Origin of the sequence: Microcoleus sp. D3_18a_C4 (genome assembly GCF_036702415.1) — a bacterium.
Classification (GTDB): Bacteria; Cyanobacteriota; Cyanobacteriia; order Cyanobacteriales; family Microcoleaceae; genus Microcoleus.
Map to the genome: position 1 here is coordinate 13,465 of NZ_JAUBTI010000066.1, position 24,449 is coordinate 37,913.

At 46.0% G+C, this 24,449-nt stretch carries 22 protein-coding genes and 2 pseudogenes; 15 read left to right on the top strand and 9 right to left on the bottom strand.

All coding sequences use genetic code 11. From position 1 onward, the window contains the following. A partial coding sequence (locus QUB16_RS33665) for a pentapeptide repeat-containing protein (protein WP_445251155.1) occupies positions 1-121 on the bottom strand: 121 nt, incomplete at its 3' end. A 449-nt stretch (positions 122-570) separates the two neighbouring features. Between QUB16_RS33665 and QUB16_RS33670 the strand changes: the two genes are divergently transcribed. Continuing rightward, complete coding sequence (locus QUB16_RS33670) at positions 571-1,593, top strand: CHAT domain-containing protein (protein WP_445251156.1); 1,023 nt, start codon at positions 571-573, stop codon at positions 1,591-1,593. 196 nt (positions 1,594-1,789) lie between these two features. Then, positions 1,790-2,020, top strand: a complete 231-nt coding sequence (locus tag QUB16_RS23175; protein ID WP_333319763.1) for a hypothetical protein — start codon at positions 1,790-1,792, stop codon at positions 2,018-2,020. A 556-nt stretch (positions 2,021-2,576) separates the two neighbouring features. Here QUB16_RS23175 and QUB16_RS33675 read toward each other — a convergent pair. Next, positions 2,577-2,957, bottom strand: a pseudogene (locus QUB16_RS33675) (ISAzo13-like element transposase-related protein); the annotation flags it as partial. 580 nt (positions 2,958-3,537) lie between these two features. On the opposite strand from QUB16_RS33675, the gene QUB16_RS33680 reads away from it, so the two are divergent. From QUB16_RS33680 to QUB16_RS23200, 4 genes and pseudogenes are all read left to right on the top strand, one after another. Next, positions 3,538-3,627 carry a helix-turn-helix domain-containing protein gene (locus QUB16_RS33680; protein ID WP_333377549.1) on the top strand — a complete coding sequence of 30 codons (90 nt, stop codon included), beginning with the start codon at positions 3,538-3,540 and terminating at the stop codon, positions 3,625-3,627. 496 nt (positions 3,628-4,123) lie between these two features. Continuing rightward, entirely contained in the window at positions 4,124-4,321 is a 198-nt protein-coding gene (locus tag QUB16_RS23190; RefSeq protein ID WP_333319767.1) for a hypothetical protein, read from the top strand. 588 nt (positions 4,322-4,909) lie between these two features. Continuing rightward, a pseudogene (gene ltrA / locus QUB16_RS23195) lies at positions 4,910-6,606 on the top strand (group II intron reverse transcriptase/maturase); the annotation flags it as partial. Between the two features lie 82 nt (positions 6,607-6,688). Continuing rightward, on the top strand, positions 6,689-7,444 hold the full coding sequence (locus QUB16_RS23200; RefSeq protein WP_333319769.1) for a transposase: 756 nt from the start codon (positions 6,689-6,691) through the stop codon (positions 7,442-7,444). 439 nt (positions 7,445-7,883) lie between these two features. On the opposite strand, the gene QUB16_RS23205 is transcribed toward QUB16_RS23200, so the two are convergent. After that, entirely contained in the window at positions 7,884-8,363 is a 480-nt protein-coding gene (locus tag QUB16_RS23205; protein ID WP_333319770.1) for an anti-sigma regulatory factor, read from the bottom strand. 433 nt (positions 8,364-8,796) lie between these two features. Here QUB16_RS23205 and QUB16_RS23210 point away from each other — a divergent pair, with 433 nt between their 5' ends. Beyond that, positions 8,797-9,933, top strand: coding sequence for a SpoIIE family protein phosphatase (locus QUB16_RS23210; protein ID WP_333319772.1), 1,137 nt, complete (start codon positions 8,797-8,799; stop codon positions 9,931-9,933). Positions 9,934-9,989: 56 nt separating this feature from the next. Here the strand turns inward: QUB16_RS23210 and QUB16_RS23215 are convergent, their stop codons facing one another. From QUB16_RS23215 to QUB16_RS23230, 4 genes are all read right to left on the bottom strand, one after another. Further along, positions 9,990-10,316, bottom strand: a complete 327-nt coding sequence (locus QUB16_RS23215; protein WP_041623653.1) for an STAS domain-containing protein — start codon at positions 10,314-10,316, stop codon at positions 9,990-9,992. A 239-nt stretch (positions 10,317-10,555) separates the two neighbouring features. Then, complete coding sequence (locus tag QUB16_RS23220) at positions 10,556-11,188, bottom strand: helix-turn-helix domain-containing protein (protein ID WP_333319774.1); 633 nt, start codon at positions 11,186-11,188, stop codon at positions 10,556-10,558. A gap of 391 nt (positions 11,189-11,579) precedes the next feature. Next, positions 11,580-12,128, bottom strand: coding sequence for a DNA starvation/stationary phase protection protein Dps (gene dps, locus QUB16_RS23225; protein ID WP_333319776.1), 549 nt, complete (start codon positions 12,126-12,128; stop codon positions 11,580-11,582). A gap of 68 nt (positions 12,129-12,196) precedes the next feature. Beyond that, entirely contained in the window at positions 12,197-12,457 is a 261-nt protein-coding gene (locus tag QUB16_RS23230; protein WP_333207088.1) for a sulfiredoxin, read from the bottom strand. Between the two features lie 146 nt (positions 12,458-12,603). Between QUB16_RS23230 and QUB16_RS23235 the strand changes: the two genes are divergently transcribed. Continuing rightward, on the top strand, positions 12,604-12,837 hold the full coding sequence (locus tag QUB16_RS23235; protein ID WP_333155904.1) for a DUF433 domain-containing protein: 234 nt from the start codon (positions 12,604-12,606) through the stop codon (positions 12,835-12,837). Beyond that, positions 12,834-13,175: a DUF5615 family PIN-like protein gene (locus QUB16_RS23240; protein ID WP_333319778.1), complete on the top strand. Its 342-nt coding sequence runs from the start codon at positions 12,834-12,836 to the stop codon at positions 13,173-13,175. The genes QUB16_RS23235 and QUB16_RS23240 overlap by 4 nt, the downstream gene beginning before the upstream one ends. A 169-nt stretch (positions 13,176-13,344) precedes the next feature. Here QUB16_RS23240 and QUB16_RS23245 read toward each other — a convergent pair whose 3' ends face one another. Both QUB16_RS23245 and QUB16_RS33685 read right to left on the bottom strand, forming a co-directional pair. Next, positions 13,345-15,687 carry a hypothetical protein gene (locus QUB16_RS23245; RefSeq protein WP_333319780.1) on the bottom strand — a complete coding sequence of 781 codons (2,343 nt, stop codon included), beginning with the start codon at positions 15,685-15,687 and terminating at the stop codon, positions 13,345-13,347. A gap of 345 nt (positions 15,688-16,032) precedes the next feature. Further along, on the bottom strand, positions 16,033-16,149 hold the full coding sequence (locus QUB16_RS33685) for a hypothetical protein (RefSeq protein WP_445251153.1): 117 nt from the start codon (positions 16,147-16,149) through the stop codon (positions 16,033-16,035). Positions 16,150-16,615: 466 nt separating this feature from the next. Between QUB16_RS33685 and QUB16_RS23250 the strand changes: the two genes are divergently transcribed. The 6 genes from QUB16_RS23250 to QUB16_RS23275 all read left to right on the top strand — a co-directional run bounded on the left by QUB16_RS23250 (position 16,616) and on the right by QUB16_RS23275 (position 24,352). Next, positions 16,616-16,870, top strand: coding sequence for a hypothetical protein (locus QUB16_RS23250; protein WP_333319782.1), 255 nt, complete (start codon positions 16,616-16,618; stop codon positions 16,868-16,870). An 82-nt stretch (positions 16,871-16,952) separates the two neighbouring features. Next, the gene (locus tag QUB16_RS23255) at positions 16,953-18,026 is read left to right on the top strand and encodes an Hpt domain-containing protein (RefSeq protein ID WP_333319784.1); all 1,074 of its coding nucleotides are present in this window, start codon (positions 16,953-16,955) and stop codon (positions 18,024-18,026) included. Between the two features lie 174 nt (positions 18,027-18,200). Next, on the top strand, positions 18,201-18,665 hold the full coding sequence (locus QUB16_RS23260; RefSeq protein ID WP_333319786.1) for a Fur family transcriptional regulator: 465 nt from the start codon (positions 18,201-18,203) through the stop codon (positions 18,663-18,665). A gap of 736 nt (positions 18,666-19,401) precedes the next feature. Then, a complete protein-coding gene (locus tag QUB16_RS23265) occupies positions 19,402-21,618 on the top strand; it encodes a hypothetical protein (RefSeq protein ID WP_333319787.1) in 2,217 nt (738 codons plus the stop codon). 47 nt (positions 21,619-21,665) lie between these two features. Next, positions 21,666-23,615, top strand: a complete 1,950-nt coding sequence (locus QUB16_RS23270; protein ID WP_333319789.1) for a DUF3685 domain-containing protein — start codon at positions 21,666-21,668, stop codon at positions 23,613-23,615. A gap of 251 nt (positions 23,616-23,866) precedes the next feature. Then, the gene (locus tag QUB16_RS23275) at positions 23,867-24,352 is read left to right on the top strand and encodes a CRR6 family NdhI maturation factor (RefSeq protein ID WP_333218718.1); all 486 of its coding nucleotides are present in this window, start codon (positions 23,867-23,869) and stop codon (positions 24,350-24,352) included. The last annotated feature ends 97 nt before the right edge of the window (positions 24,353-24,449 follow it).

Genomic DNA, 24,449 nt, shown 5'->3' on the forward strand with positions numbered 1-24,449 from the left:
CCCGATACAAATCCACCCGATACAAATCCACCCGATACAAATCCACCCGATACAAATCCACCCGATACAAATCCACCCGATACAAATCCACCCGATACAAATCCACCCGATACAAATCCACCGCCAATATTACCAAGGGATAGATCGCGATTTGATAGAGGGCGATCGCTTTTTCCCGATCGCAACCAACCCTTTAGTCGCGAACAGCGGCAGAACCAAAACAGAATATCGCGAGATATAGGAAAACCCGGAGAAAGGATGCCGCCCGAAAGAATGCAATCTCCCAGAGGACTGAGAAATTTCATCAATTCAAATATCAGAGATTCAGTTATTCAGTCAGCATTTCGCGGCGACATCGGCAGGAATTTGGAAACCGGCAAAATATCGGAAGCTTTGTCTCTGCTGGACAAATCTTTCAGCCAAGAATTCGGGGAATATTTAGGCATCAACACCAGCGACGAGTTGGTATCCCCAGAGGAAATTCAAAAAAAGTTAGCCTCGGTGGGCGCACAAACCGGCACGAAACCCAGCTTAATTTATCTGTTCTCGCAGCCCGAAGAATTAAATTTAATGCTGATTACTTCTTGCGGTGAAGTGGTTCACAAAAGTGTGCCGTCAGCGAACCGGCAACAACTTCTGAAAGTTGTAAATGAGTTCAGGGGTGAGATTACCAAACCGGGGGTGCGGGCTACTACGAGTTATCTACCATCTTCCCAACAGCTTTATAAGTGGATGATTGGGCCTTTAGAGGACAGTTTGAAAAGCTGCGAAACTGATACTATTTCCTTTGTTGTCGATCGAGGTTTGAGAGGTATGCCCTTTGCTGCTTTGCACGACGGACAGCAATTTTTGGTGGAAAAGTACAATCTCAGCCTGATGCCCAGCATGAATTTAACAGATAGTCGCTACGTCGATCTCAGAAATTCTCAAGTTTTAGCAATGGGTGCATCGGAATTTTCCGAGTTGAATCCTTTGCCGGCAGTTCCTGCTGAAATAGCCGCTATTTCTAGAGAGTGGCCGGGAGTTAGTTTTCTAAATGAGGGTTTCACTTTGGAGAATTTGAAGCGACAGCATCAAAGCCGATCTTTTGGGGTTATTCACTTAGCTACTCACGGCGAATTTCGACCTGGAGCACCGAATAATTCTTTTATTCAGTTGTGGAATACTCGGCTGCGACTGGATGAATTGCGGGATTTGAGATTGAATGATCCGCAGGTGAATATGTTAGTTTTAAGTGCTTGTCGGACTGCGGTGGGAGATGCACAGGCGGAGTTGGGTTTTGGGGGGTTGGCGCTGCAAGCCGGGGTGCAAACGGCTTTGGGAAGTTTGTGGTACGTGAGTGATGAAGGTACTTTGGGATTGATGAGTGAGTTTTACCAGCAGTTGAAGACGGCGCGAATTAAGGGGGCGGCGCTGCGACAAGCGCAAATTGCGATGTTGCGGGGAGATGTGCGTTTGGAGGGCGGCCGATTGCGGGGTTCGAGTCGGGGCGAGGGGGTGGAGTTGCCGGCTTCGCTGCAAGGGTTTGCGGATTTAAAGTTGTCGCATCCTTATTATTGGTCGGCTTTTGTGATGATTGGGAGTCCTTGGTGATTGGTGATTAGTGATTAGTGGTTTGTTATATCAATTCCGGTAGCATCCCCATAGTAAAATCCAGTCAACAGTCAACAATCAACAATCACGGATGGTGCCACCGAAATTGCTCTAATTCATCTGCGTTAATCTGTGTTGCATCTGCCCTCATCTGCGGTTAAAAAAAGAGAATGTATTAACCGCCCCGGACAAGGGATTGACCCTGATTCACGCAGAGGTCGAGAATAGAGATAGGAATAGTTCCGATGCTAACAGATTTGATATTATTGGTTGGAACTCAATGATTTTTCGGGAACAGTCGATCGCCCGCAAGCAAGTTCCGAGTGCGATCGCCCTTGACGGCGTGACAAGCAAGTGGCAAAACTTACAAGACTTACGGTTTGAGTTGATATACCTCAAAAAAGAGCGGAGTCGGTGCGTTCGGTGAGGTTTTTTGGGTTTCTCTCGTGGAAAATGAGGCTACATCGGGCGATCGCTACCGATCCGATGAGTTAATAAACCTGTCAATAATCCCCTATCTTTTTCGTAGTTCAGCCGCCTTAATGCTCTTATAATCAAAGTTTGAGAGGCGTTCTCACCCCCTCAGTGCGTTTTGTAAAGCTGAGTTTGGCTAAGGAATGAAAAATAAATAACTTAATGAATTACTCAGGTTGGGGTACGGCTCGATAATTACATTTGGGCAAATATTCGTCAAAAACAATTTGCATAGTATTTTTGAAATTATCAGCTACCTTTGGACCAGTTTGATAAACTTTATTAAGCAATACGCTTGGGTTAAGCTCGATCCCCCTGGCGCCAAGGGCGGGCACTCTTGGCACCGCCCCTACAAGGGGAGTAGGGGGTGGGACAAGAAATTACTCTTGCGTCCCCCAACAATCAGGGGGAGTAGGGGGTATGCTGCAAGGGATCTCGCCCGGAATAAATAGTTTTAACCCAAGCGTATTGCTTTATTAAAGATATTTACAGCTACAGATAGTCCCGTTTTAGTTTAAGTTTTTTCGACGAGAGCTTTGACTAATTTTAAGCTTGTAAAAATCCCTCCTTGACAAGCCCTGGTAATATGAGGAAAAAGTCCATGTTCTTTCTTGATTATATTTAGATGTATAAGGAGGGTAATGAGCAATTCTGTTCTCAATTCCTATTTCATTAACTAATTGCTGCAAATCTTCGGGGAAAATATAATGATTAGCATTATTAAGCTGTTGTGCATTTAAATTGAATGTCAAAAAATAATCTAAGTCTTGTGGGGAGTAGGGGTTGGGCCTAAGATCCCGCCCTGAATATCCAATTTAAATGCGTGACAGCTTACTACCTCCCCCATCACATTTTGCCAAAATAGAATTAGCGTTAGGGTAGGTAGCTTTACCATAATTATTCCACCAACTTTTTAAAGACTCACAGGCGAATTCACTGGTATCTTTACTATTTTAATTCCTAATCCGCTCTCTCGTTAATCTTACTCAGATTAGAAGCCAACTAATTGCTCAAATAAAAAATCAGACTTCTGCCTCATGCCCGCCTGTGAAGCGTTTGAAGAAAATCTAGGCAAATAGGGAGTCTCACCGAGATTACCTCATTTGCGAGTTAATCTGCTTCGGATGGCAGTGCCCTAATGTTTTAGCACACTAGGTACGGAAGAACCGGAAATACCGATGCTATGGGAATTGCCAGTATCTAGGGCGCTGCAGTCAAATCAAAACATCATAAGCTGCGTAGTGGCTTAACTACCAGCCGGGAAGTCCCGGGCGTATATTTAGAGGGGATTAATCTGAGCGCTGCGCGAAGTACCCCGTTGGGAATTACTCCTTGGGATGAAAGGCTCGTCGGGTGTAGGTACCCAAAGCGACAATTAGACATTGCGAGTACCTTTAACTTTGAGGTACTTCCTAGATATTAAAACAAAAGAAATGGTATATTAAGGTAGGTCGAAAAAAGAAGCTAAAAATGCAACTCACTTACAAATACCGCCTCAAACCAACCAAGCCCCAACTATCAACTATTGTGGCTCATTTAGAACTCTGCCGTCGGCAGTAAAACTACCGAATCGGCGAAAGATTTAGGTGGTGGGAAACCACGAGAACACCTATCAACGCCTGCCCATTGATTGTTTCGATAGTCCCTGTTGAGGAGATTTATCGAAATATTCCCTTGACTAGAGTGCAAACTAGGGATGGCAGAAAAAAGGATGAGTCAGGCAATCCTCTAACCAGGAAAGGTGATGTTTTCTCAAACATTGAAGGCGGATATGTACAGTGGCAGACGATACAATTAGCTGACCTGAAAAACACTAAAAAATTATTCCCTGATTATAAAGTGTTAGATTCCCAGGTTTTGCAAGATGTCGTCAACCGAGTTGAAACTTCCTTTTCAAACTTCACCACGCCCGACAAAAACGGCAATCGTAGAGGCAAGCCAAGATTCAAAGGGCTTCACTACTACAAATCCTTCACTTATCCTCAACTAGATAACTTAGATATTGTCAAGGACGAGCAAGATAGGATTTGTATTAGTCTCGCCAAAATAGGTAAGCGTGCCTATGGTTTTCCACCGTCCCATACCAACAAAGTTCAAAGTTAAGACGGGTACAGTTATCCCAGAAGCGGATGGATGGTATATTTCCCTGACGCTAGAAGATAAGACGGTTCCCGTAACGGTTGCAGAAATTCACCCGACGGTCGAAAATACTGTTGGTATAGATTTAGGAATAACTGTGCGAATCGTTGGCTAGAAACCAGTCCTATAAAGGATTAGGGGGATCAGCCGCAAGGAATAGAACCTTGACAACTGAATGACCATGTAGGTGAGAATCAGTACCCTAGAACACTCAAATCCTACCCCGCAGGTGCAGCGGTGAAAGCATCTCCCCTACGGTAGCGACTAGCCATCAATCCGTAAAGCGGGGAGAAAAGATGTTATTACTGACAGCCTAAGTCGGTAAGCATCGAGCAAAGTACCCATGAGTAAAGCCTCGGCTTGAAGATGTGTTTGAATCGTCGTTACCAAAAACCAGCGAAATAAGGCTTAATGCGCTGGAGCCAAAAGGCACAGGATAAAAGGAGTTGGCAAGTGGTGATTTGACCAACAAGCACTTCCGATAAACCCGGCGAATAACATCACTCTAAAGGTACACAGTATGGTCATTCGGAACGAGATAACCTCTCGTCTGCTCTCAGGTGGTCGAATCCCTGTAGTAGGTGCTAACCGTATGCAGCGAGTAGGAAAGATTGGGTCAGAAGCGAAAGTCTGGGGTAATGCCCAGGATATGCAGACGGACTCACGGTGATTTGGAAGAAAAAGTCTTAAGTAGTGAGTAAAAATGTCTAAAACGAGTTTAAAGACTACGGTGGAATGGAACCAAGTGAACTGGCGAAAGCTAGAACGTAAGGTTTATAAGCTCCAAAAGAGAATTTTTCAAGCCTCTCAACGTGGTGATGTGAAAGCTATACGCAGACTCCAAAAGACGCTGATGAAGTCTTGGTCAGCAAAGGTATTAGCGGTTCGTAGAGTAACCCAGGATAATACTGGCAAGAAAACGGCAGGAGTGGACGGGGTGAAATCCTTGTCCCCAGCAGCACGTTTGAAGTTAGTAAATAATCTAAAACTGGGGTCTAAGGTTAGTCCGACTAGGCGAGTATGGATTCCCAAACCTGGAACGGAAGAGAAGCGACCTTTAGGCATACCTACAATGGAAGACCGAGCGATGCCGCGCACTTGTCAAACTGGTGTTAGAGCCAGAATGGGAAGCGCGATTTGAACCCAACTCATACGGGTTTAGACCTGGGCGTTCATGCCAAGATGCAGTCGAGGCTATATTTTTAAGCATCAATAAAAAGCCTAAATATGTGCTTGATGCCGATATAACTAAATGTTTCGACCGAATTGACCATGAAGCACTGCTCAACAAATTAAATACATTCCCCACCATTCGCCGACAGATTCGTGCATGGTTAAAAGCGGGAGTGATGGATGATATGCAGTTGTTTCCAACATCTGAGGGTACTCCACAGGGCGGGGTTATTTCTCCGTTACTGGCAAATATTGCCCTCCACGGGATGGAAGAACGAATTAAACAGTTTGCAGAAACATTGCCTACTAGAAGCGGCAAAGGCAAAAGGGATAACCGTAGTAGTCTTAGCCTGATTCGTTATGCCGATGACTTCGTGATTCTCGCGCGTTGACATAACTGTTGTTCAAAGATGCAAGGAGATTATCTCCGAATGGTTAAAAGGCATGAACTTGGAACTTAAGCCTTCTAAAACGAGACTTGCCCACACCCTTAACCAGTATGAGCAAGAAAACCCAGGATTCGACTTCCTAGGGTTCAAGATACAACAATTTCCAGTAGGAAAGTATCACTCAAAACAAGGTTTTAAGACAATCATCACCCCAAGTAAGCAGAAGCAAAAGGTACATTACGACCAAATCGCTAGAGTTATTGAAGCCCACAAGGCAGCACCGCAAGCAGTGCTAATCAGCCATTTAAACCCAATTATCCGGGGATGGGCTAACTACTATGCGACTGTAGTAAGTAAGGTTGTTTACTCAGATATCGACGACCTCATGTACCAAAAGTTAAGAGCTTGGGCAAAACGCCGTCACCCATTAAAAAATGGGGAATGGGTGGCAAAGAAATATTGGCACCCAATAAACGGTGATAACTGGGTATTTGCAACCAAGAAGGAAGGTTCAACCCCACTTCGGTTACTCGACCATGCCGACACTCCAATAGTGCGACATATAAAAGTTAAAAGCGAATCGTCGACCTACGACGGAAACCTGGTTTACTGGAGTACAAGAATGGGTAAAAACCCAAAAATGCCAAGTAGGGTATCAAAACTCCTGAAAAAGCAAAAAGGGAAGTGTACCCACTGTGGCTTGTTTTTCCGTGAAGACGATGTGATGGAAATTGACCACAGAATCCCTAAATCGCAAGGTGGAAAGGATTCTTACGATAATTGGCAACTCCTTCACAGACATTGCCACGACACAAAGACAGCTATTGATGGCAGTCTCGGCAACCAATCTGGCTGTAATAGTGCCAAGCCTAAACCCACCAGAAAACTTGAAAAAGTCGATGATAAATGGGTAATGAGGTATGCGTAACAAGCACCAAAGCATTGAGGAGCCGTGTGAGGTGAAAATCTCATGCACGGTTTTGAAGACCAGCGGGACTGGTGACAGTCTCGCTGAGTTTAATAATTACGTCTATCTTTCCAATGGCGAGAGAGTTGAAAATCCTAGATTCTTGAGAAAATCGGCTGAAAAATTAGCAAGGCTTCAAGCGAAAATAGCTAAAAAAGTCAAGGGTTCTAAGCCTTGGAAGATTATCAAGGACAAGGTTTCCAGACTCCATCAGTTTGTAGCTAGAGCTAGATTAGATTTTCAATTTAAAACGGCACAGCAGCTCTTTAGCAAGTGTGAGGTTTTAGTTGTTGAAGATTTGAGCGTCAAAAATCTAACTAGACGTGCCAAGCCCAAGACTGATATTGAGAATGGTAATTTGGTTTATTTGCCTAACGGTCAGTCAGCTAAAAGCGGTTTGAATAAATCCATGCTTGATGCTGCTCATGGGCAATTTGCTAGCGTTCTGAAATATGTCGCCTGGAAATGGGGTAAAAGTGTTTTATTTGTTGAGCCAAAGGGAACTTCCCAGCACTGTTGGAACTGCCTCAACAAAGTCCCGAAAGAATTATCGGAACGGTGGCATTCTTGTCAATGTGGAGAATCTTTGGATCGAGATGAAAATTCAGCCAAACTCATAAGAAAAATTGGTCTGAGTTACAAAAGTGGCGGGGAACTCCGTCACTCAAAAAAGCATGAGAAAAAAAGGAAAAAGAAGCCTGCGGTCTAACTGTACTCAGTTGACCGTCAGGTTCGTTCACGAGTCACCCAGAGTTCTGAGGGAAGCGTTGAGGGGCTACCGATACTTTTTTGCTAACATTTGCTAACAAATACATAAGTTGAGATCATATCTCAACAAAGGCGTATCAACCCATGCCCGTAGAAATTTCTACAAGCACTTATATTCTTGCCTTCAGCTTGGTTATCGCTTACAGCTCTTAGCCAATCTGATTATTTGCTTTGATAATGTAGAGGCAACTTATTTATATAGCGGTTGCGTACTACCAAGGTTTTTCACCTACATCTGAGTGGCTAAATTCATTCTATATGACATGAAGACAAGAAGGCAAATGTAAGTGATTGTTAGCAAATGTCAGAAAAAGTCTTACTGTTAATCAACCCTCAACGCTTACCCGCTAAAAATATGTAGGCCCATCGGCATGCCGTGGCTATTTTCGAGAGTCGATACAGGGCGAATAATTTTTGACCATCGACAAACAGTTTCGTCCATCAGCCGTTCTCTCGTAACTAATACTGTCTGCGATGTCTTTGATTAATTTTAGCCCCCGCCCGCCCGGAGAGTGAACATCGACTTTTTCCGAAATATCTTTGATTTTTTTCTCTAAATCAAACGGATCGCCTGAGTCCCAAATTTTAATCTCTAAAGATTCAGCGAACACAGCCACCTCAATGTCAACAGGCAAATCCGCTGGTTTGCCCTTGTGGGCGTGACGCACCGCATTCGTAAAGCCCTCAGCCAAAGCCAACTGACACCTTATCCACACACTTGTAGGAATTCGCGACTCGTACAATTGTGCAAACCACGACAAAACCCAGCTTAATCCATTCAGACCTGTATTTACTTGAAGATCCGCTTTTTTTAGCATCGGCAACTTTTCGGAACCCTTTAATTCAATCACGCTCACCACAGAAGTTCTTCATCGGCCCGTGGGCAAAATACAACGAGACAAAATACAACCAGATAAAATACCACGAGACTAAAGTATAACGGCGGCTAAATTGAATGGTTGTGTGAGGATACTAGCTTTGGTGGGCCGTCGATCGATGTCTAATCCACTAATCGGTTAGCCACTATACCATAAATAGCATTTTCATGTCAACCAGCGCCTGTGGCAAATAAAAGTCTATAAAAATTTATATTCTGAGTATAAACTGAGTGAAGTTCGATCGCGCCAAATTTATATCAAATTTTAACGTAAATTGAACTCAACGACCCGCCGTCAAAAGCAATTACCTCGAAAGCGATGTCAATCAACTATACTCAATCTCAGACAAGGGCGCTGACAGGATATATTTTAAATGACCCCCAGACCTTGAAAAACTTGTAGTACCTAAGTGCCCATGTTTCAAATTCTGGTTATTGACGATGATACGGCTGTTCAAGAACTGCTGAGAAGAACCCTGAAAAAACAGGGTTACGAAGTAACAGTAGCAAGCAATGGCGAAGACGGTGTAGCCCAGGCGCAAAAATTGCGTCCGGCCCTGATAATTTGCGATTGGATCATGCCGCGCTTGACCGGCATCGATGTCTGCCGTCGAGTTAAGGCAGATCCGGATCTGTCAACTACACAATTCTTTTTGTTGACTTCTTTGGGTTCGATCGCCGATCGAGTCAAAGGCCTCGACGCCGGTGCCGACGATTTTATCTCCAAGCCGATCGAACTCAACGAGTTACAGGCAAGAGTACGCGCGGGATTGAGGCTGCACCAACTCAGCCGAGATTTGAAAATAGCCAAGCAAAGTCTGGAAGCAGAGTTAGCCGAGGCCGCCGAGTACGTGCAATCGCTGCTGCCAGATCCGATGAAGGAACCTTTCAGCATCGAAGCAAAATTCATTCCCTCCCGGCAGTTGGGGGGAGATTGCTTCGACTACAACTGGCTGGATGCCGATTATTTGGCGATTTACTTGCTAGACGTAGCCGGTCACGGTTTGCGGGCGGCGCTGCCTTCGGTGGCCGTGCTGAATTTGCTGCGATCGCGCACGCTCCCCAACATAGACTACTACAAACCCAGCGACGTTTTGCGCGCCCTGAACACCACCTTCCAGATGAGCTACCAAAATGACAAGTATTTCACCATCTGGTACGGCGTTTACAACCGCATTTCTCGCCAGCTAGTTTATGCCAGCGCCGGCCATCCACCGGCAGTGTTGATTTCCCAGTCCCCTGCGAGCACCGCTAAAATCCAGCGATTAAAAACCCCCGGAATGCCGGTCGGGATGTTCCCCGACGCCCCATACATCGATAATTGCTGCGATGTCGAGGATTTGAGCACTCTCTACATCTTTAGCGACGGGGTATACGAGATCCACCAACCTGACGGCAATATCTGGGGGCTTGACCCTTTCATCGACCTGTTAGCAGCTTACAACGGTGCAAGTGCCGACCAGTTAGAGCTGGTTTTGAACTACATTCAAAAGTTGAACGCTAAAGCAGTTTTTGATGATGATTGGTCTTTACTCAAGGTAAACTTTGGCTAGCTGACTTCTTGCATTGCATCTGCGACCAAATAGCAAGAAGGCAGCAGCCCAAAGATTTAGTTAGTTGAGAGAATTTTGCTATTAAAAGCATCGCGGGTTTGAAATATCTCGAAAACTCGATCCATACTGGTGAGTTCAAATAAGATGCGGATTTGCTCGTTGATAGAACAGACAACTAATTGACTCCCAGCGGCCCGGACTGTTTTGAGCGCCAAGACTAAAGCGCCCAAACCAGAACTATCCATAAATGTCACATCAGTGAAGTCTATCAATACCACATCAGCTCCCGCTTCCACTAGGTCGCTAATCTCTTGGCGGAATTGACTTGCCTTGGTGCCGTCTAAAATGCCAGAGGGCTGAATAATTTTAACTACAGGACTCATATTTTGCGGTGGGAATGTCAGAATTTCTAGCCAGACTAGGCTAGTATAGCTGCGAGATGGACTCCGATCCAAATAAGAGAGGGGGAAAGCGCCAGAGCCTGAGAGCGGGAGAATAGTTTTGAGTGCAAAAGATGGTGTTCGTCGCGGATCGTAACGCCGATCGCAGTCGCAGCGCAACGCATGGAGTGAATTTTGAGATAGGGACAATCTTTGTTCTGCCGAATGCCTTCTGGTATTAATCAAACTAAGCTAACTTTGGCGCGGTAGAGCAGTTTGTCGCCTTGTCTGTAGCCTGTGTAGCGGACTTTGACGGGTTCTCCGGGCTCGGCTGTTCCTTCCATGAGCTGATGCTGTTGGGGGTTGTAGGGAATCTCGGCTCCGACTGGGGCGATCGACTCCACTCCCCAATGCTCTAATAACTGCTCGACGGGCCGCAGCAAGGGCAGTAGTTTCTGAGCCCGCAAGTTGTGATTTTCCTGAGCTTTGCTCGCAGCCGTCGGCCACTGCAACATCCAAGATTCTAAAATTTGCACGCTAGATAGCTGGAATTCCTGCATCAAAGATTCTCGCTGCTGTTCGATCGAAGCTTGCAGGCGCTGATATTCTTGTTCTAGGGCTGTCGGTGGTGTCTGCTCTAACTCTACATAGTTGGGCGCCAAGGTTGCCAGCAGTTCGGTTAAGGAAATTTGCAAAGCTTGACTGATTTTGAGCAGGATGTCGGCGCGGGTTTGCAAAGCTAAGCCGCGACGCAGGCGACTTAGCTGGATCTCGGAAACTCCTGCTTTTTGGCTGAGTTCTCGATCGCTCGAAAGCCCCGCCTGTTCCATCAGGCGTTGCAGTTGAGGAGCATAATCTGGAATATTGGCAGTCACGAAAAACTCATCCAAATTAACTATTAGCCGGGAAGTCCCTCGGTATATTTAGAGGGGATTAATCAGAGCGCTGTGCCCCGTACCCCGAATAAATTACTCCTTGGGATGAAAGGCTCGTCGGGTTTCGGTACCGAAACCGACAATTATTCTTTTATACCCCAAGATGATCGGGAAATACTCTGATACTATATTAGCAAGTGGGGGTGGAACTACCTCACTATAAAAAGCCTGAGAAAAAAAAGGAAAAAGAAGCCTGCGGTCTAACTGTACTCAGTTGACCGTCAGGTTTGTTCACTAAATGGACATATTCTCGATCGTAAACTGTCACGAGCCTTAAGGAAATACATCTGTGGGGCGGGCTCCTGCGCCCACCCCACAACTTTTTTTGTGGCTATTTGACGGCAACTTTTTCGGCGGCGGCTGTTGCAGTTGTCGCAGAACCTTGCAAATGCGCTTCTAGGAACCACAAACGCTTGTCAATTGCCCGCGAAATTTCCGTGTACAGATCCGCTGTATCGGCATCGCCGAGTTCGTCTGTTTTGTCGATGGCGACTCGCAGGTGTTTGGCGTAGGGTGCGTAGCGATCGGCTAAAGCCGTCACGTATTCTTTGCCGTCTAAAATGTCGAAAGGAAATTCTGGCAAAATCGAATCTGCAGCGGCTGTGCGGGCTGTTCCTACAGCCAAACCGCCCAAAGCTGTGACCCGTTCGGCAACCAAATCGATGTATTCTTCGAGTTCTGTTGCCATTTCGTCAAACAGCAAGTGCAACTGGTAGAAGTCCATGCCTTTGACGTTCCAGTGAGCTTGCTTGACTTGAGTTTTTAAGTCCAGAGTCGTTGCCAGCGTGGCGTTGAGCAGCCCCACTACTTGAGAGCGGGTGGCGGCTGACATATCGATGCGGGTGGGGTAAAGATGTTGTTTGTGGTTGTTGGTAGTCATAGGTTTTTAGCTTGTTATTAGTGATTGTCGATCGAATATTTGCCTGTCGTGAATTGCTGTTGAGACGCTCAGGCTAGGTGCATCTGCAACACCGCACGGGGAGCTCGGCGTACTTTACAGCGGATAGTTTCTAGACCGAGGCGCTGGCAAGCTTCGTACCGGTGGCAGCCGGAAAATCCGTAATACTGACCATCTACTTCTAGCACGTCGATGGGTTCGTTTAAACCTACCTCGCGGATGGATTCCATGAGGGCGGCGACTTTGCTTTGGTCGTTGACTCGCGGCAGGGGGCGGCGAATCTGGTTGAGAGGTATTTCTTCTATCCTCATGGCGTTGGTCTGTTTTGCTTCTTCTTAAATCATACTCGTAATGACTTCGACTTGGCAAGAAAAATTAGGACTTACGCAAAAACCTGCTTTCGAGATGATTGCTCGCTAAGATGGAGACACACAAAGCAACTTGCAGGCAACCCCTGATGAACTCAACGACTGGCTTGTTAACTCGCATTACCCAGACCCCCGGTCAGTGTGGTGGTCGTCCCTGCATTCGAGGAATGCGAATTCGAGTTACCGACATCTTAGAAATGCTGGCTGAGAACGTCAGCGTTACTGAGATTTTAGAAGATTTCCCTGACTTGGAGCTTGCAGATATTCAAGCTTGCTTAGTGTTTGCTGCACGACGTACCGATTTCCCAAGACTGACGGCATGAAGATATGGATCGATGCTCAACTGCCACCAACTCTCGCAAATTGGCTGACAGATAACTTTAATTTAGAAGCGGTTGCGTTGCGAGATATTCAACTGCGAGATGCCCAAGATACCGAAATTTTTGAATCAGCACAAGCCGAAAAAGCTGTGATTATGACCAAAGACAGCGACTTCATCGATTTGGTATGTCGATTAGGAGCGCCCCCTCAAATTTTGTGGTTGACCTGTGGCAATGTAACAAACCGTAACCTGCGACAATTGTTAAGTGCCACTTTACCCGATGCAATAGAACGATTGCGTCAAGGAGAGGCGATCGTCGAAATCAGCAACAACCCTTAAAGCCAATATTGCTGATAACGGAATAATGATTGCGTTCAGCGACTACTAAACTCTGCATCCACACCAAAATCGCTCAACCGTTCGTTGCGACGGAATTATTCGATTGCCGTCTACACTTTTCAAGTTTCTAGCTTTCAAACTATATTTTCCCTTGTCAATTGTCCATTTACTAAAAAGCATTCTCATCTTCACTGAGATGACAGGCAACTACACTGTATGGATAATCATTTTGCTCAACATCTACCCCAATAACCACAACTCGGCTGACAGGAGAAAGGCTCATAGCTTCATACAGAGCATTTCCTATTGTTCGATTTCTTTTTTCTCTATCAATACGCTTATAGGCGAAGCCAGCAACTGCTCCGAGCTCTGGAACTGTTTCATTAATTAAGATACAAGTATTATTGTGATCGAGTTCCCAAAACTTATTGACAATTTTTTTAATTCGTTTAAACTGTTCTTCAAACTTTGTTTGCTCATCATGAGTAAAATTGAGAAGTACACAACCAACTTCACTCCAACGCTCAGGCTGCCGTGATTCAATATGGTGGATAATGCTTCTCCACCAAGGTGTTAATTTACGCTTCGGTTTATGATTTTCACTTTTAGTTAATTCCTTCCTAAAAAATGGTTCAAAAATGTTGGACAGGCCAACTAAGAAAAGACGCTGTTGAGTAAACTCAGCATTCCCAATGTTAAACCCTGTATCAAGATAGAACGCAAGCAAATCAATCTCATCGCCAATAGAATCAGCATTTTTCTCAAATTCTGCTCGCCGCACTAAGTAGTGTAGTTTCTCACAACTTCCCTCCAAAATTTCAAAGATAATTTCGAGATCAGCAAGAGACATAGTTGGAGACATTTCAATATCAGATGCAATTAAACCCGCTTGTTTCAGTTCGGTTGAGCGAAAAAAAAGAGTACCTAATGACTCTAAAGTAATACTCAAGCGAACCACCTCACGTACTTTTGAACAGTCAACTTCATTTAATTCGCCTTGGCGAGTCTTAAACTGATGCAAACCTAAATTGTTTTTTAGGTAATCTGAAAATCTTTTGGATTGAATTGATGGTTCCACCAGTAATTTTTTGACAATCTTCTTTAGGCTCTCAAATGCCCCACGCTTTGTCGCTTCAGTCACTCTACCTGATTTAGCCTCCACAACTAGCAGATAAGAGTCGAGTAAAACCAGAAGGTCAGTTTCAAAAGTCTTCTTGGTGGTAGGATCGAACCATTGGCTACCTTGATAAAGCTTGGCAGATGGAAAAGCTTTCTGGAAAAGCTGATAAATCTCTTGCTCCAAAAATTTTCCCCTACGCTCTTCATATTTTTTATAAATTTCAGCATGAGGTTTAATAAGAGCTTCCATCATATCTATGAAAAAATTTGAGAACAGTGTTATGACTGGGCAGAAATAAGTTCCAAGCTCAAGCTTGATGAGAGGTTTCTGCCAAACAGGATTGCCAAGAAATAAATGTTCTGGATTCCAGTTTGATAAATCTCCGAAAGATAGCGACCAGGCATCCAGCACATTTTTTAATGCTTCTGGAGCAACAGCTTTTGGGTAAGCATCTACAAACGTATCGAGTGTTAATGTGTAAATATGTTTTAGTCGTAGATCACTTTGACTGAAAATAATAGCTCTTAAGCCGTCAAGAGTTAAACCTTCCTCTTGAACATAGGCTGAGAGGTCTTCTGGAGATGAAGTAAGATCGGGAAAAGCTTGATAATATTCTTTGATAGCTGTTTCGATGCTTTTGGCTCCGAGCGCAGGCATAACCCAATTCCAATGCTGATTGATTCTGCTTTCAACAACATCGAGTATTTTGAACCACATTTCAACTAAACAAACAACTCGAACTCCCATTCTTTGCTCAATCGTATTATCCAGACTTGAGAATAAATCCGAAACAATCCGCTTAACTTGTTGTGGATATCCCCTACGTACAGCTTGAGTATCTATCCTGATCGTTTTTATGGCGATAAGCTTATGAAACGGTTCTCTAGTTGTCGATGGATCAGTTAGCGAAGAATGCCTCTCTGGAAATCTATCTGTGACCTCCTGAACTAGCTGACGAGACTCATCAAAGTCTTGTGGTAGAGCTGGTCTGAAATCAAATGAATCTTGTGAATGCTGAAGAAGAAGACCTTGTAGAAACTCTACATGATGTTGAAGGATTGGAGCTTTTTCAGTCCACTCACGATTTATGCCGGGTGAAGTAGTTAAACCGTAGTATGCAAAAAACGATAGTAAAGAACAAGGCTCAACCTGAAAAACTCGTTTTTGCAATATTTTAAAAGAGGTCTCAAATTGTTGGTCGGAGTTTTCATTTGATTTGTTAGTTAATTCAACTACTTCATCTTCAGTCATTCCCTCAAACGGAGATGACATCTCATAAGAGAGGATTTCAGTAGATGGTCCTTCGACGCGACGAGTACCAAAACCTCTAGACAGGTTTTTATTATTTGCTTGGGCAGAAGTTTTCTCTTTCTTCCGTTTCTTCTTGGTCATTGTAAAACTCACCTAAACCATGATACTTAGTTCTCCATCCCAATGATAGCGGGACTTTATTAAAATACTCAAGTCGGACAGATAACTTGGATAGACCGCCCCGATATAACCTAAGCAGTCGAACTATTATTAGGCTGAAACTTTCCGCATAATACCCAAATCACGTGGATACGCGCCTGGTTTTAGTATCACTCGTTATTAAACTAACATTTTCTATTTAGTTGTGCACATTTTGGTGATTAGCCTAGCTTTCTTTAGTCTAACTCTGGAATATGTAGCCGATCGCGGATGGCATCGGCAACTTGGGCTACTACCCGTTCCATTTACCGCTGGGACAGAATAATGTCAAGTCAATCCAGCAATAATATTGACACTCCTACCCAGAATAGCGGTGTTAAAAAAGAACGACAGCACACAGTTAAAAAGCACGAGATACCTCGTTGAACGAGAAGTTATCTGCACATCTGCAACGCCAACAAGTCATGCGAATTTCCAAGGAGAAATATAAAAAATCTTTGTAGTGAGGTTCGTCGTCGCCCGGAAAATCCCAACCCCGGCTGGAAGTAGCTGCGGTGCAGTTTGCTCGGCTTTCGGTAGTAGCTGCGGGCATACTGCATGGTGAAGATAGTAGACTTATTGCATAAATCTTCGATCGGGAAACCGCAGATGCAACGCGGATAATTTCAAGATAGGAGAGCGAATGCTGGCAATTGGAGTCTACTGTGTACCTGCATCCAAGACCCAATATAGGTTAGCCACAGTAAGGGTTAGAAAATCCCAACTACTGCTATCTTGGCAGGCAATCCCAAAAATTAACTATGAATTGGTAACACGCAGCACAGCCAGGATTTTTCATGCCTTTCGATAGATCGATCGACCTCAACCTTGTAGGTACAGTGGGAGAAAATATAAATTGTGGCTTGAAATTATGGCATCCTCCCAACCCCTCAAAGGCATTGAATTGATCGACTGCGCCAAAGCCAACGCCCAACAAGGAATCGCCACCGCCGCGAAGCTTTGCGGCTACGGAGGCGACCTCAGCACCTTCGAGCGGGAACTAAAAAAGGCTTGCCAAGATATCGGCGTCGAAGTCAAGGAGTTAAGCGACTTGATTACGACTCAGCAGATGATGAAACAAGGAATGGGTATTGAAGTCGCTCCAGATACTCCCTCAGAACTTTAGGCTCAATCTCCACCGCACCAGTTTGAGAGCTAAGATTGCCCTGATACCAGTATTTTGAGTCTGCTAGCTGAGGCAGGCTAGAATGTTTTGCATGGGAGCTTCCGACTTTTGGCAGGAGTCGTGTTTTCTCCCGCGAAGAGGGTGCTTTCTGGAGGGTGCACAGATTGTTAGGAGGACTGTCGTGTCAGATCAGCAAGACCGAATTATGCGTTTGTTTATAGAGGAGGCTAAGGAGCACCTCGATACTCTAGAAAATGGTTTAGTGGATTTAAAGTCCACGATGAAAGACCCTGAAAGCGTCCAAGAGATGTTTCGAGCCGCCCATTCCGTGAAAGGAGGGGCGGCTATGCTTGGCTTAGATAGTATTAAAACAACCGCTCACCGCTTGGAAGATTGTTTTAAGGTGCTCAAGGACGGGCCCGTCAAGCAGGTTGACCAAACGGCAGAATCCCTATTTTTAAAGGGAGTTGATACGCTTAAGGACTTGCTGGGGCGACTGGAGGGGCCTTTCGGCTTGAGGAATGAGGAGGGAGAAAAACTCGTGCAGCAGGTGATGCCTGTTTTTGCTCAACTGGAAACTCACCTCGATAAATTGGCGTCGGGCAAAGTGCAGGCGGTTGCTGCTGGGTCTGGTACTCCCGCCGCTCCAACAGCGGGCGCTGTGCCGCCAAATTTTGCTGTTGAAGTGATGACTTTACTCAAAGAAATGTTGCAGGTGTTCAAGCAGAAAGAATCGGCTGCTAGTCGCTCTGAGTTGACGGCTGTGTGCGTTCGCCTCTATAAGTTGGGAGGTAAAATAGAGACTTGGCAAAATTTAGTAAAAACAGCTAGAGCAGCGATCGTTAATCCCAAAAACTCTTATAAAGTCTTAGCTCCGCTGATTATCAAAGAACTCAAAGAAGCTGGCGATTTAGTACAAGTAGGGAAAGTCAAGACGATCGTTCCGAGTAAAAATTTGCTACTTTTGGCAGCAAGCCCAAAACCAGCAGAGGCAAGCCCCCCAGCCGTTCCAGCAGCCCCAGCAGCAGCCTCGAAGCAAGTAGCACTTCCAGCCGAACCGAAGGCGGTAGTCAAGCTTTTGCTCAAAACTTTCAACAAAAAGCAACTCTCGGAAATCGCCAAGTTATTGGTTAACGCCATCAAATCCTCGAACTAGGATGTGTGGCAGTAGAAGATAGAGTTGAGCAGCAACTCGAAAAAATTCACTTTTTCGAGATTTTTGCCCTCTACCTTCTACTGTTGGGCAACCCTGCGTTAGAATGAGTGGATATGTAGGCGTGCAATATTGTACCAGAATAAAAAATCGAGCAGGCTTTATAAGGCGGTAGCTGTGAAACCAATTAGTTCATTAGAAGATGCTTTAAACCGCTGTCAGGCGATGGGAATGCGCTTGAGCCGCCAGCGTCGATTTATTCTAGAACTTTTGTGGGAGGCAAAAGAACACCTCTCCGCTCGCGAAATCTACGATCGCCTCAACAAACAAGCGCATTCGATCGGGCATACTTCTGTTTATCAAAATCTAGAAGCTTTGTCGAGAGCAGGGATTATTGAGTGCATAGAACGCTCGGAGGGACGCTTGTACGGCAATGTCAGCGACTCTCACTCTCACGTCAATTGTCTTGATACGGCTCAGATTCTAGACGTTCATGTGGAATTGCCGATCGACTTGATCGAGCTAATCCAAGAGCAAACGGGTGTCAAAATTGTAGACTACCGGATAGATTTCTACGGATACCGCTCGGCCGAGTCCGCCACGCAAGCATCGAGTGTCAGCGATACGCCACAGGCTTCGTAACGGATAAAGCAGCGGCTGTTGGACGCAAAACAGATATTTGTACAGGGCGGCCCGGTGGTATAAAATGATTTAAGTATTTAGCTGGGTTCGATCGGGCTTTTTGCCGTCGCGCGCCGGAATTCGGCACAGTAGAAAAAAACAGAAAACAGAAAAATGAAACTCGATCGGCAAGTTTGGCGATCGGGAATAAAGTTTTCGACTAAACCCAAAAAATCATTTCTACCGGCTACACGTAAAAGTGTAAACCAAATCCGGCTGTAGTGCCCCCTTGATTTTTTAATCGGCTTGGAGGAGACGAAAGTTTGTGTATTTGCGGTTTCAACCGCTGAGTCTGATAATGGAATTTCTGATCCGGATTTAATATTAGACCTTAGTTTAATCGCTCCCCCAATTCATCTGCGGAGTAAAATCTCAAATCTCAAATCTCAAATCTCAAATCTAAAATTGATGGACTGACGGGGCTTTATACTGTTTTTTCTGCTAAACTGCCCCGGAATCTGTCAATAACTGTTAGATAACTGGTATGATTTACGTGCTTCTTGAGCCTAAAATGCTCGGAAGCAACCAGTGGGGCCAGACACGAACCTCACTATAAAACACCGTAGAGGGAAAGATTGCCAGTACCTTGAAGGAAGTTCTCGATCTCCTTAACCGGAGTCAGAAGCCGACATCACAATCTATGATTTGATGTGGGAGTGTCACGTGAAGAGTGCGCATTACAGGACAGGCTGAAGTAATGGCGAGACGACAATCTGACCAATTCCACACACCACCGCAATACAACCCATCCCCTAAACCGACGGCACAGTTCAGTGCAGAGGCGACAGGCGATGCGAGTTCCTTCGTAACGGCGCAGCCAACCGAGGGAAAAAGAACTTTTTGGCAGTGGCAGCTTATCTGGCTGAGTCTCCTGGTGGGATTTGGAGTAACCGGTGCCGCTGCATTTCTGTGGTTGCTGACAATGCCGCCACCGCCGAATTGCCAGCAACTGTCGCCGCTGGCGGCGGACGGAGAGCGACTTTACTGCGCTCAACAAGCTGCGAAGTCGGGCAAGCTAGAACAGATAGAATCGGCAATGGCCTTGGTGCAGGCTTGGCCGAAAGAACATCCGCTATACTCGCAAGGTCAACATTTGATAGGGGAATGGTCGAAAGCCATTCTGGGATTTGCCAGGGCAAAAATTGAGAAGGGCGATTTGAAAGGTGCTCTGGAGATTGTGGCGAAAATTCCGAAAACCAGTCGGTCTTACCCAGAGGTAGAGGAGGCTGTGACTGCTTGGGAAAAAAATTGGCAGGAGGGCCAAAAACTCTACGATACAGCCCTAGCAGCTTTGAAAAGTGAGGATTTAAGGAAAGCCTGGGATTATGCTCAAGCTCTATTTAAGCTGGAAAATATTTTCTGGAGTCAGAAGCGGTACAACGAGCTGATAGGGCAGATTTCATTGGAAAGAAACGGCTGGCAGCGCTTGCAAGAGGCTAGAGATTTGGCGAAGGACGAGACTCCGCAAAAGTTCGCTGAGGCAATCGTCCTAGCTCGCAAAATCGACTCGCAGCTTTTTGCCCGCGCTAAAGCTGAGAAGGAAATTGAGGGCTGGAGCCGAATTTTGCTGGCAATGGCTACTAAGCGGTTGGCGGCGAAAGATTTGCCGGGGGCGATCGAGGCTGCTTCTGTTGTGCCACAGGATTCGCTACTGTTTGCGGAAGCTCAAGATTTGATGCAGTTGGGTAGGGCTCAGGCAGTGACGTGGAACCAGTCGATATCAACTCCGCTGCCACAACACATTTTTAGCTTGCTGGAAGGGCAGGGGGCTGCTAGCAAAATAGCTCCGGGTCGTCCTCTGTACAAGCAAGCTCAAGTTCAAATTGAAAATTTGCAGGTGCAGTTTCAAGATTTGCTGCGGCTGCAAGTGGCGAGCACGATCGCTAGTTTCGGTCAGATAGGGACGTTTGGACTCGCGATCGAGCAAGCGCAAACCATCGGACTCAAGCAGCCGCGGCGGATTCACGCTCAAACTTTGGTGGCTTCTTGGCGCCGGGAAATTGAGCGGATCGAAGACCAATCTTTTCTGACTCTGGCGAAGCAGTTGGCAGAAGCGCAAACGGTTGAAGGACTAAAGGGCGGCATGGCTCAGGTAGTTCTGATTGCTCAAAACCGCCCTCGCAGGATAGAAGCGCAAACTCTGCTGGCTCAGTGGACGAAACGCATAGAAGTTATTCAAGATCAGCCTTTTTTGGATGAAGCGATAGCCCTGGCGAAGCAAGGAAAACTTAGTGCGGCTATTGAAAAAGCTTCGCAAATTAAGAGCGGTAGGACTTTGTACGCGAAAGCTCAGGATAATGTCTATCAGTGGGTGAGCGAACTGCAAGTTGCTCAAGACCGACCGATTCTCGATCGAGCTGCGGAATTGGCATCTCAAGGCAGTCTAGGAGCGGCGATCGATACGGCTTCCCAAATCGGTTACGGTAGGGCGCTGTATTCAGAGGCTGCAGGTGCGATCGGGCGCTGGAGTGCTGAACTCAGAGCCAACAGTGCACCGCCGCCGGAACCCGCTCGCGATTACGCGCCGGAACCCGCTCGCGACTACGCGCCAGCTCCAGCAGAGGAGTACGCGCCAGCTCCGCGACAGGAGGAGTACGCGCCAGCTCCGCGACAGGAGGAGTACGCGCCAGAGCCAGAGCCTTACTATCCGCCTCCGAGAGAAGAGGCCCCGGCTCCGGAACCTTACTATCCGCCTGCTAGGGAACCGGAACCTTACTATCCGCCCGCGAGAGAGCCGGAACCGGAACCTTACTATCCGCCCGCGAGGGAGCCGGAACCTTACTATCCGCCCGCGAGAGAAGAGGCACCGGCTCCGGCTCCGGAACCACCTCCTCCGGCTCCGGCTCCAGAACCCGCGCCACCCTCGATTCCTGAATCGGCTGGGCCTCCTGATGCTAATTTGATGCCCGAGTAATTGGGTTTTCGCGCGATCGATCTCTAAAATCTCCAATCTAAAATCAAGTGAGTAATTTCCAAGTGCTGACGATCGATGGCGACCCCATTTTCCGGCTGGGGCTGCGAGTTGCTTGCGAGCAGTATCCAGACTTGCAAGTTGTCGCAGAGGTTTCAACGGGAAAGGAGGCTTTGCGGGTTCTAGAAGCTCGCTCGATCGGCTCTGAAACAGCCAAGAAGCCTGGAGATTTGGCAATTTTGGCTGTTGAGACCCTAAATTGGCGATCGGGCCAAACAGAGGCGCTGGCCTTTTGTCGCGAACTCAAAAGTTTGTACCCCAACCTGCCCCTGTTGCTGCTAGGCGGGCCGCTGACACCGGAGCTGTTGGCGGAAATACAGGCTACGGGCGCGAATGGCTATTGTCCTAAAGGTAGAGATATTTCCCTGACAATCGAAGCTATTCGCGCGGTGGCATCTGGTTGCACTTATTGGGCGACGGATGCGACAGGTAACTCGGAAATAGAACTAAATGCAGCGGTGGTTCAAACAGTACAAAAATCCGCAGCAATTGCAGATAAAAATGCAGATAATTCGACAGTTGATACGCCAGTACACAAAAAAATGCTGGCTCATTTTTGTCTTTCTGGACTGCGCGAAATAGATGCAACTTTGGCGGTTGTCCAAGCTGATTTGCAAGAGTTCAGATCCGCAGATCCGACAGATTTGCCCTCTATTTTAGATGGCGTTGTACTCAGCGGGCGCCGCCGAGAATTGCTGGCAGCTCGCTGGATTGTCAGTCAGTTATTATTTGAAGGAAAAGGGGAGAAGGCAGAAGGAAGAAAGCAGAAGGCAGAAGCCAGAAGGCAGAGGGGAGAAGGCAGATGGGAGAAAGAAGAAATTAGAGGCGAGAATTTGTTAAATAATTCTCAATCGCAATTAGCTAATTCCCAAGTTTCTGCTGAATCTTTGGTGGTTGCAACTAATTGGCAAAATAGCTTGTTTGACTCGGTGGCGGCTAAATTGCAGTTGGATTTGGTGAATTTGACTGGCTTGCCTTTGGAAATCGATATTTTGCGATCGACCAAAAAGCGTGAATTGATGAGTTCCATCCTGCGGAAGTTAAAAGATTTGCTGGAGGAATTGCGCTTTTCACAAGTGCAGGAAACTCAATTGTCGCAAAAAATGCAGGCTATTTTACAGGATTTGTGGGAAGCGACAATCATAGATTTTTTTGGCAGATACTATACACTGCCAACGGGAGAAACTCTGGTTCTTGATGGCAGTCAAACAAGCTTGAAACTGGCAGAAAGTCAAGAGGAAAGCGCTGCTTATCTCTTGGCGGGCAGCGGCGTAGAAGTTGTGCCGATGCTGCTGGCAGATGCTGATGTAGTTGCCGCACAAATCCTTGACAAAATACCGATGACGGTTGATTTTTTTGCACATTTACTATTTGAAATTCCTCTAACAGTTGACAATATTGCTTGTGTTGCTGGCAGCCCGGAAGCGATGCAGCGAGCTGAAGCTTTGTTGGAAAATTTGGCAATTCAAGTTGCTAGCGGAGTGGTACAACCTCTACTAAATAATTTGGCAAATCTTGAAGAAATTAAGCAAATTTTTTACGATGGTAAGTTGATTTCGACGCGAGAAATTGAGAGATTTCGGAATGATTTGTCGTGGAGATATAGCTGGGATAGATATTTTGTGGAACCGAAAGCTATTTTTGAAAGCAGGTTTTGGCTGTTTGTTTTGGGCGATTCTGGAATTAAGAAAATTTCTATTTATGCTCCTAGAAATCTGGAGTTAGCACAGTTGTCTGGGTGGCAGTTAGCCTTGACTTTGCTGCTGGAAACGAGGGATGCGATCGCACCTAGAGTTCGGGCGGTTATTTCGCTGTTGGGTGCAGGGGTTGTTTACGTTTTGACTCAGGTTATAGGGCGGGGAATTGGTTTGATCGGGCGGGGAATTATCCAAGGGATTGGTAATTCTTTGCAGGATAGCAAGTTTGGGAAAAATGGGTAATTGGGAATTGGGCATCGGGCATTGGGCATCGGGCATTGCTAATTGATAATATTGATAATTGGGCATTGGTAGTGATATTATAGGTAGGATAGATATGAGATGTGACACCATTCTCAATAACCTGTAGGGGCGGGTTTTTCCAACAATATTTGGTTGAGATCGATAGTCTCATAAACCCGCCCCTGCCCAACGGTAAATCGCGGTCGATCGACCGGATTTGATAGAACTTACTGCTATAGGGTTGACTTTTTATGAGTATTATGATAGCGATAGATGCCGATCGCATAAACAGTTTAGATTTGTCTCCCGTGCGGACTGTAATTGAAAAGTGGCTGGCCGAAGGAGCGATCGCCCAAAACGAACAACAGCTACAATTTGAAATTGAGTATCCGCGCGAAGAGTTAGATCCGCGAGAAATTTCCGAAATTCCCGAAGTGCGGCTGTGGTTTATTCGCTTGGATGCTTGTTACCCTTGGCTGCCATTTTTGCTGGATTGGAAAGCGGGAGAATTGGCGCGCTATGCGGCGATGTTGGTGCCACACCAGTTCCACCGCACCCAAGGTATTCAGTACAATCCTGAAGCTTTGGAAATGTTTTTGATGAACAAAATTTTTGTCTTGACTGATTGGTTGAATCAGCAGGGAATTCCCAGTAAATCGAAGTTGATGGCCATGTCGCAGATGTTTGGTTATGATTTGGAGGATGCTTTTTTTGATGTGATTGTGCCACACAAATAAGCATCGCACTCAAATTAACATAGGGAGCATCTCAGTTTTGCATTTACAGTGCGAGCGTCCCCGCTCGCGTATTGTACAATACGCGAGCGGGGACGCT

Excerpts from the sequence above, each read along its gene's own strand:
- QUB16_RS23265 (WP_333319787.1), top strand. The coding sequence starts at position 19,402 with ATGGCGAGACGACAATCTGACCAATTCCACACACCACCGCAATACAAC.
- QUB16_RS33680 (WP_333377549.1), top strand. The coding sequence starts at position 3,538 with ATGCAACTCACTTACAAATACCGCCTCAAACCAACCAAGCCCCAACTA.
- QUB16_RS23250 (WP_333319782.1), top strand. The coding sequence starts at position 16,616 with ATGGCATCCTCCCAACCCCTCAAAGGCATTGAATTGATCGACTGCGCC.
- QUB16_RS23230 (WP_333207088.1), bottom strand. The coding sequence starts at position 12,457 with ATGAGGATAGAAGAAATACCTCTCAACCAGATTCGCCGCCCCCTGCCG.
- QUB16_RS23215 (WP_041623653.1), bottom strand. The coding sequence starts at position 10,316 with ATGAGTCCTGTAGTTAAAATTATTCAGCCCTCTGGCATTTTAGACGGC.
- QUB16_RS23245 (WP_333319780.1), bottom strand. The coding sequence starts at position 15,687 with ATGACCAAGAAGAAACGGAAGAAAGAGAAAACTTCTGCCCAAGCAAAT.
- QUB16_RS23255 (WP_333319784.1), top strand. The coding sequence starts at position 16,953 with ATGTTTTGCATGGGAGCTTCCGACTTTTGGCAGGAGTCGTGTTTTCTC.
- QUB16_RS23275 (WP_333218718.1), top strand. The coding sequence starts at position 23,867 with ATGAGTATTATGATAGCGATAGATGCCGATCGCATAAACAGTTTAGAT.
- QUB16_RS23210 (WP_333319772.1), top strand. The coding sequence starts at position 8,797 with ATGTTTCAAATTCTGGTTATTGACGATGATACGGCTGTTCAAGAACTG.
- QUB16_RS23200 (WP_333319769.1), top strand. The coding sequence starts at position 6,689 with ATGCGTAACAAGCACCAAAGCATTGAGGAGCCGTGTGAGGTGAAAATC.
- QUB16_RS33670 (WP_445251156.1), top strand. The coding sequence starts at position 571 with ATGCTGATTACTTCTTGCGGTGAAGTGGTTCACAAAAGTGTGCCGTCA.
- QUB16_RS23240 (WP_333319778.1), top strand. The coding sequence starts at position 12,834 with ATGAAGATATGGATCGATGCTCAACTGCCACCAACTCTCGCAAATTGG.
- dps (WP_333319776.1), bottom strand. The coding sequence starts at position 12,128 with ATGACTACCAACAACCACAAACAACATCTTTACCCCACCCGCATCGAT.
- QUB16_RS23235 (WP_333155904.1), top strand. The coding sequence starts at position 12,604 with ATGAACTCAACGACTGGCTTGTTAACTCGCATTACCCAGACCCCCGGT.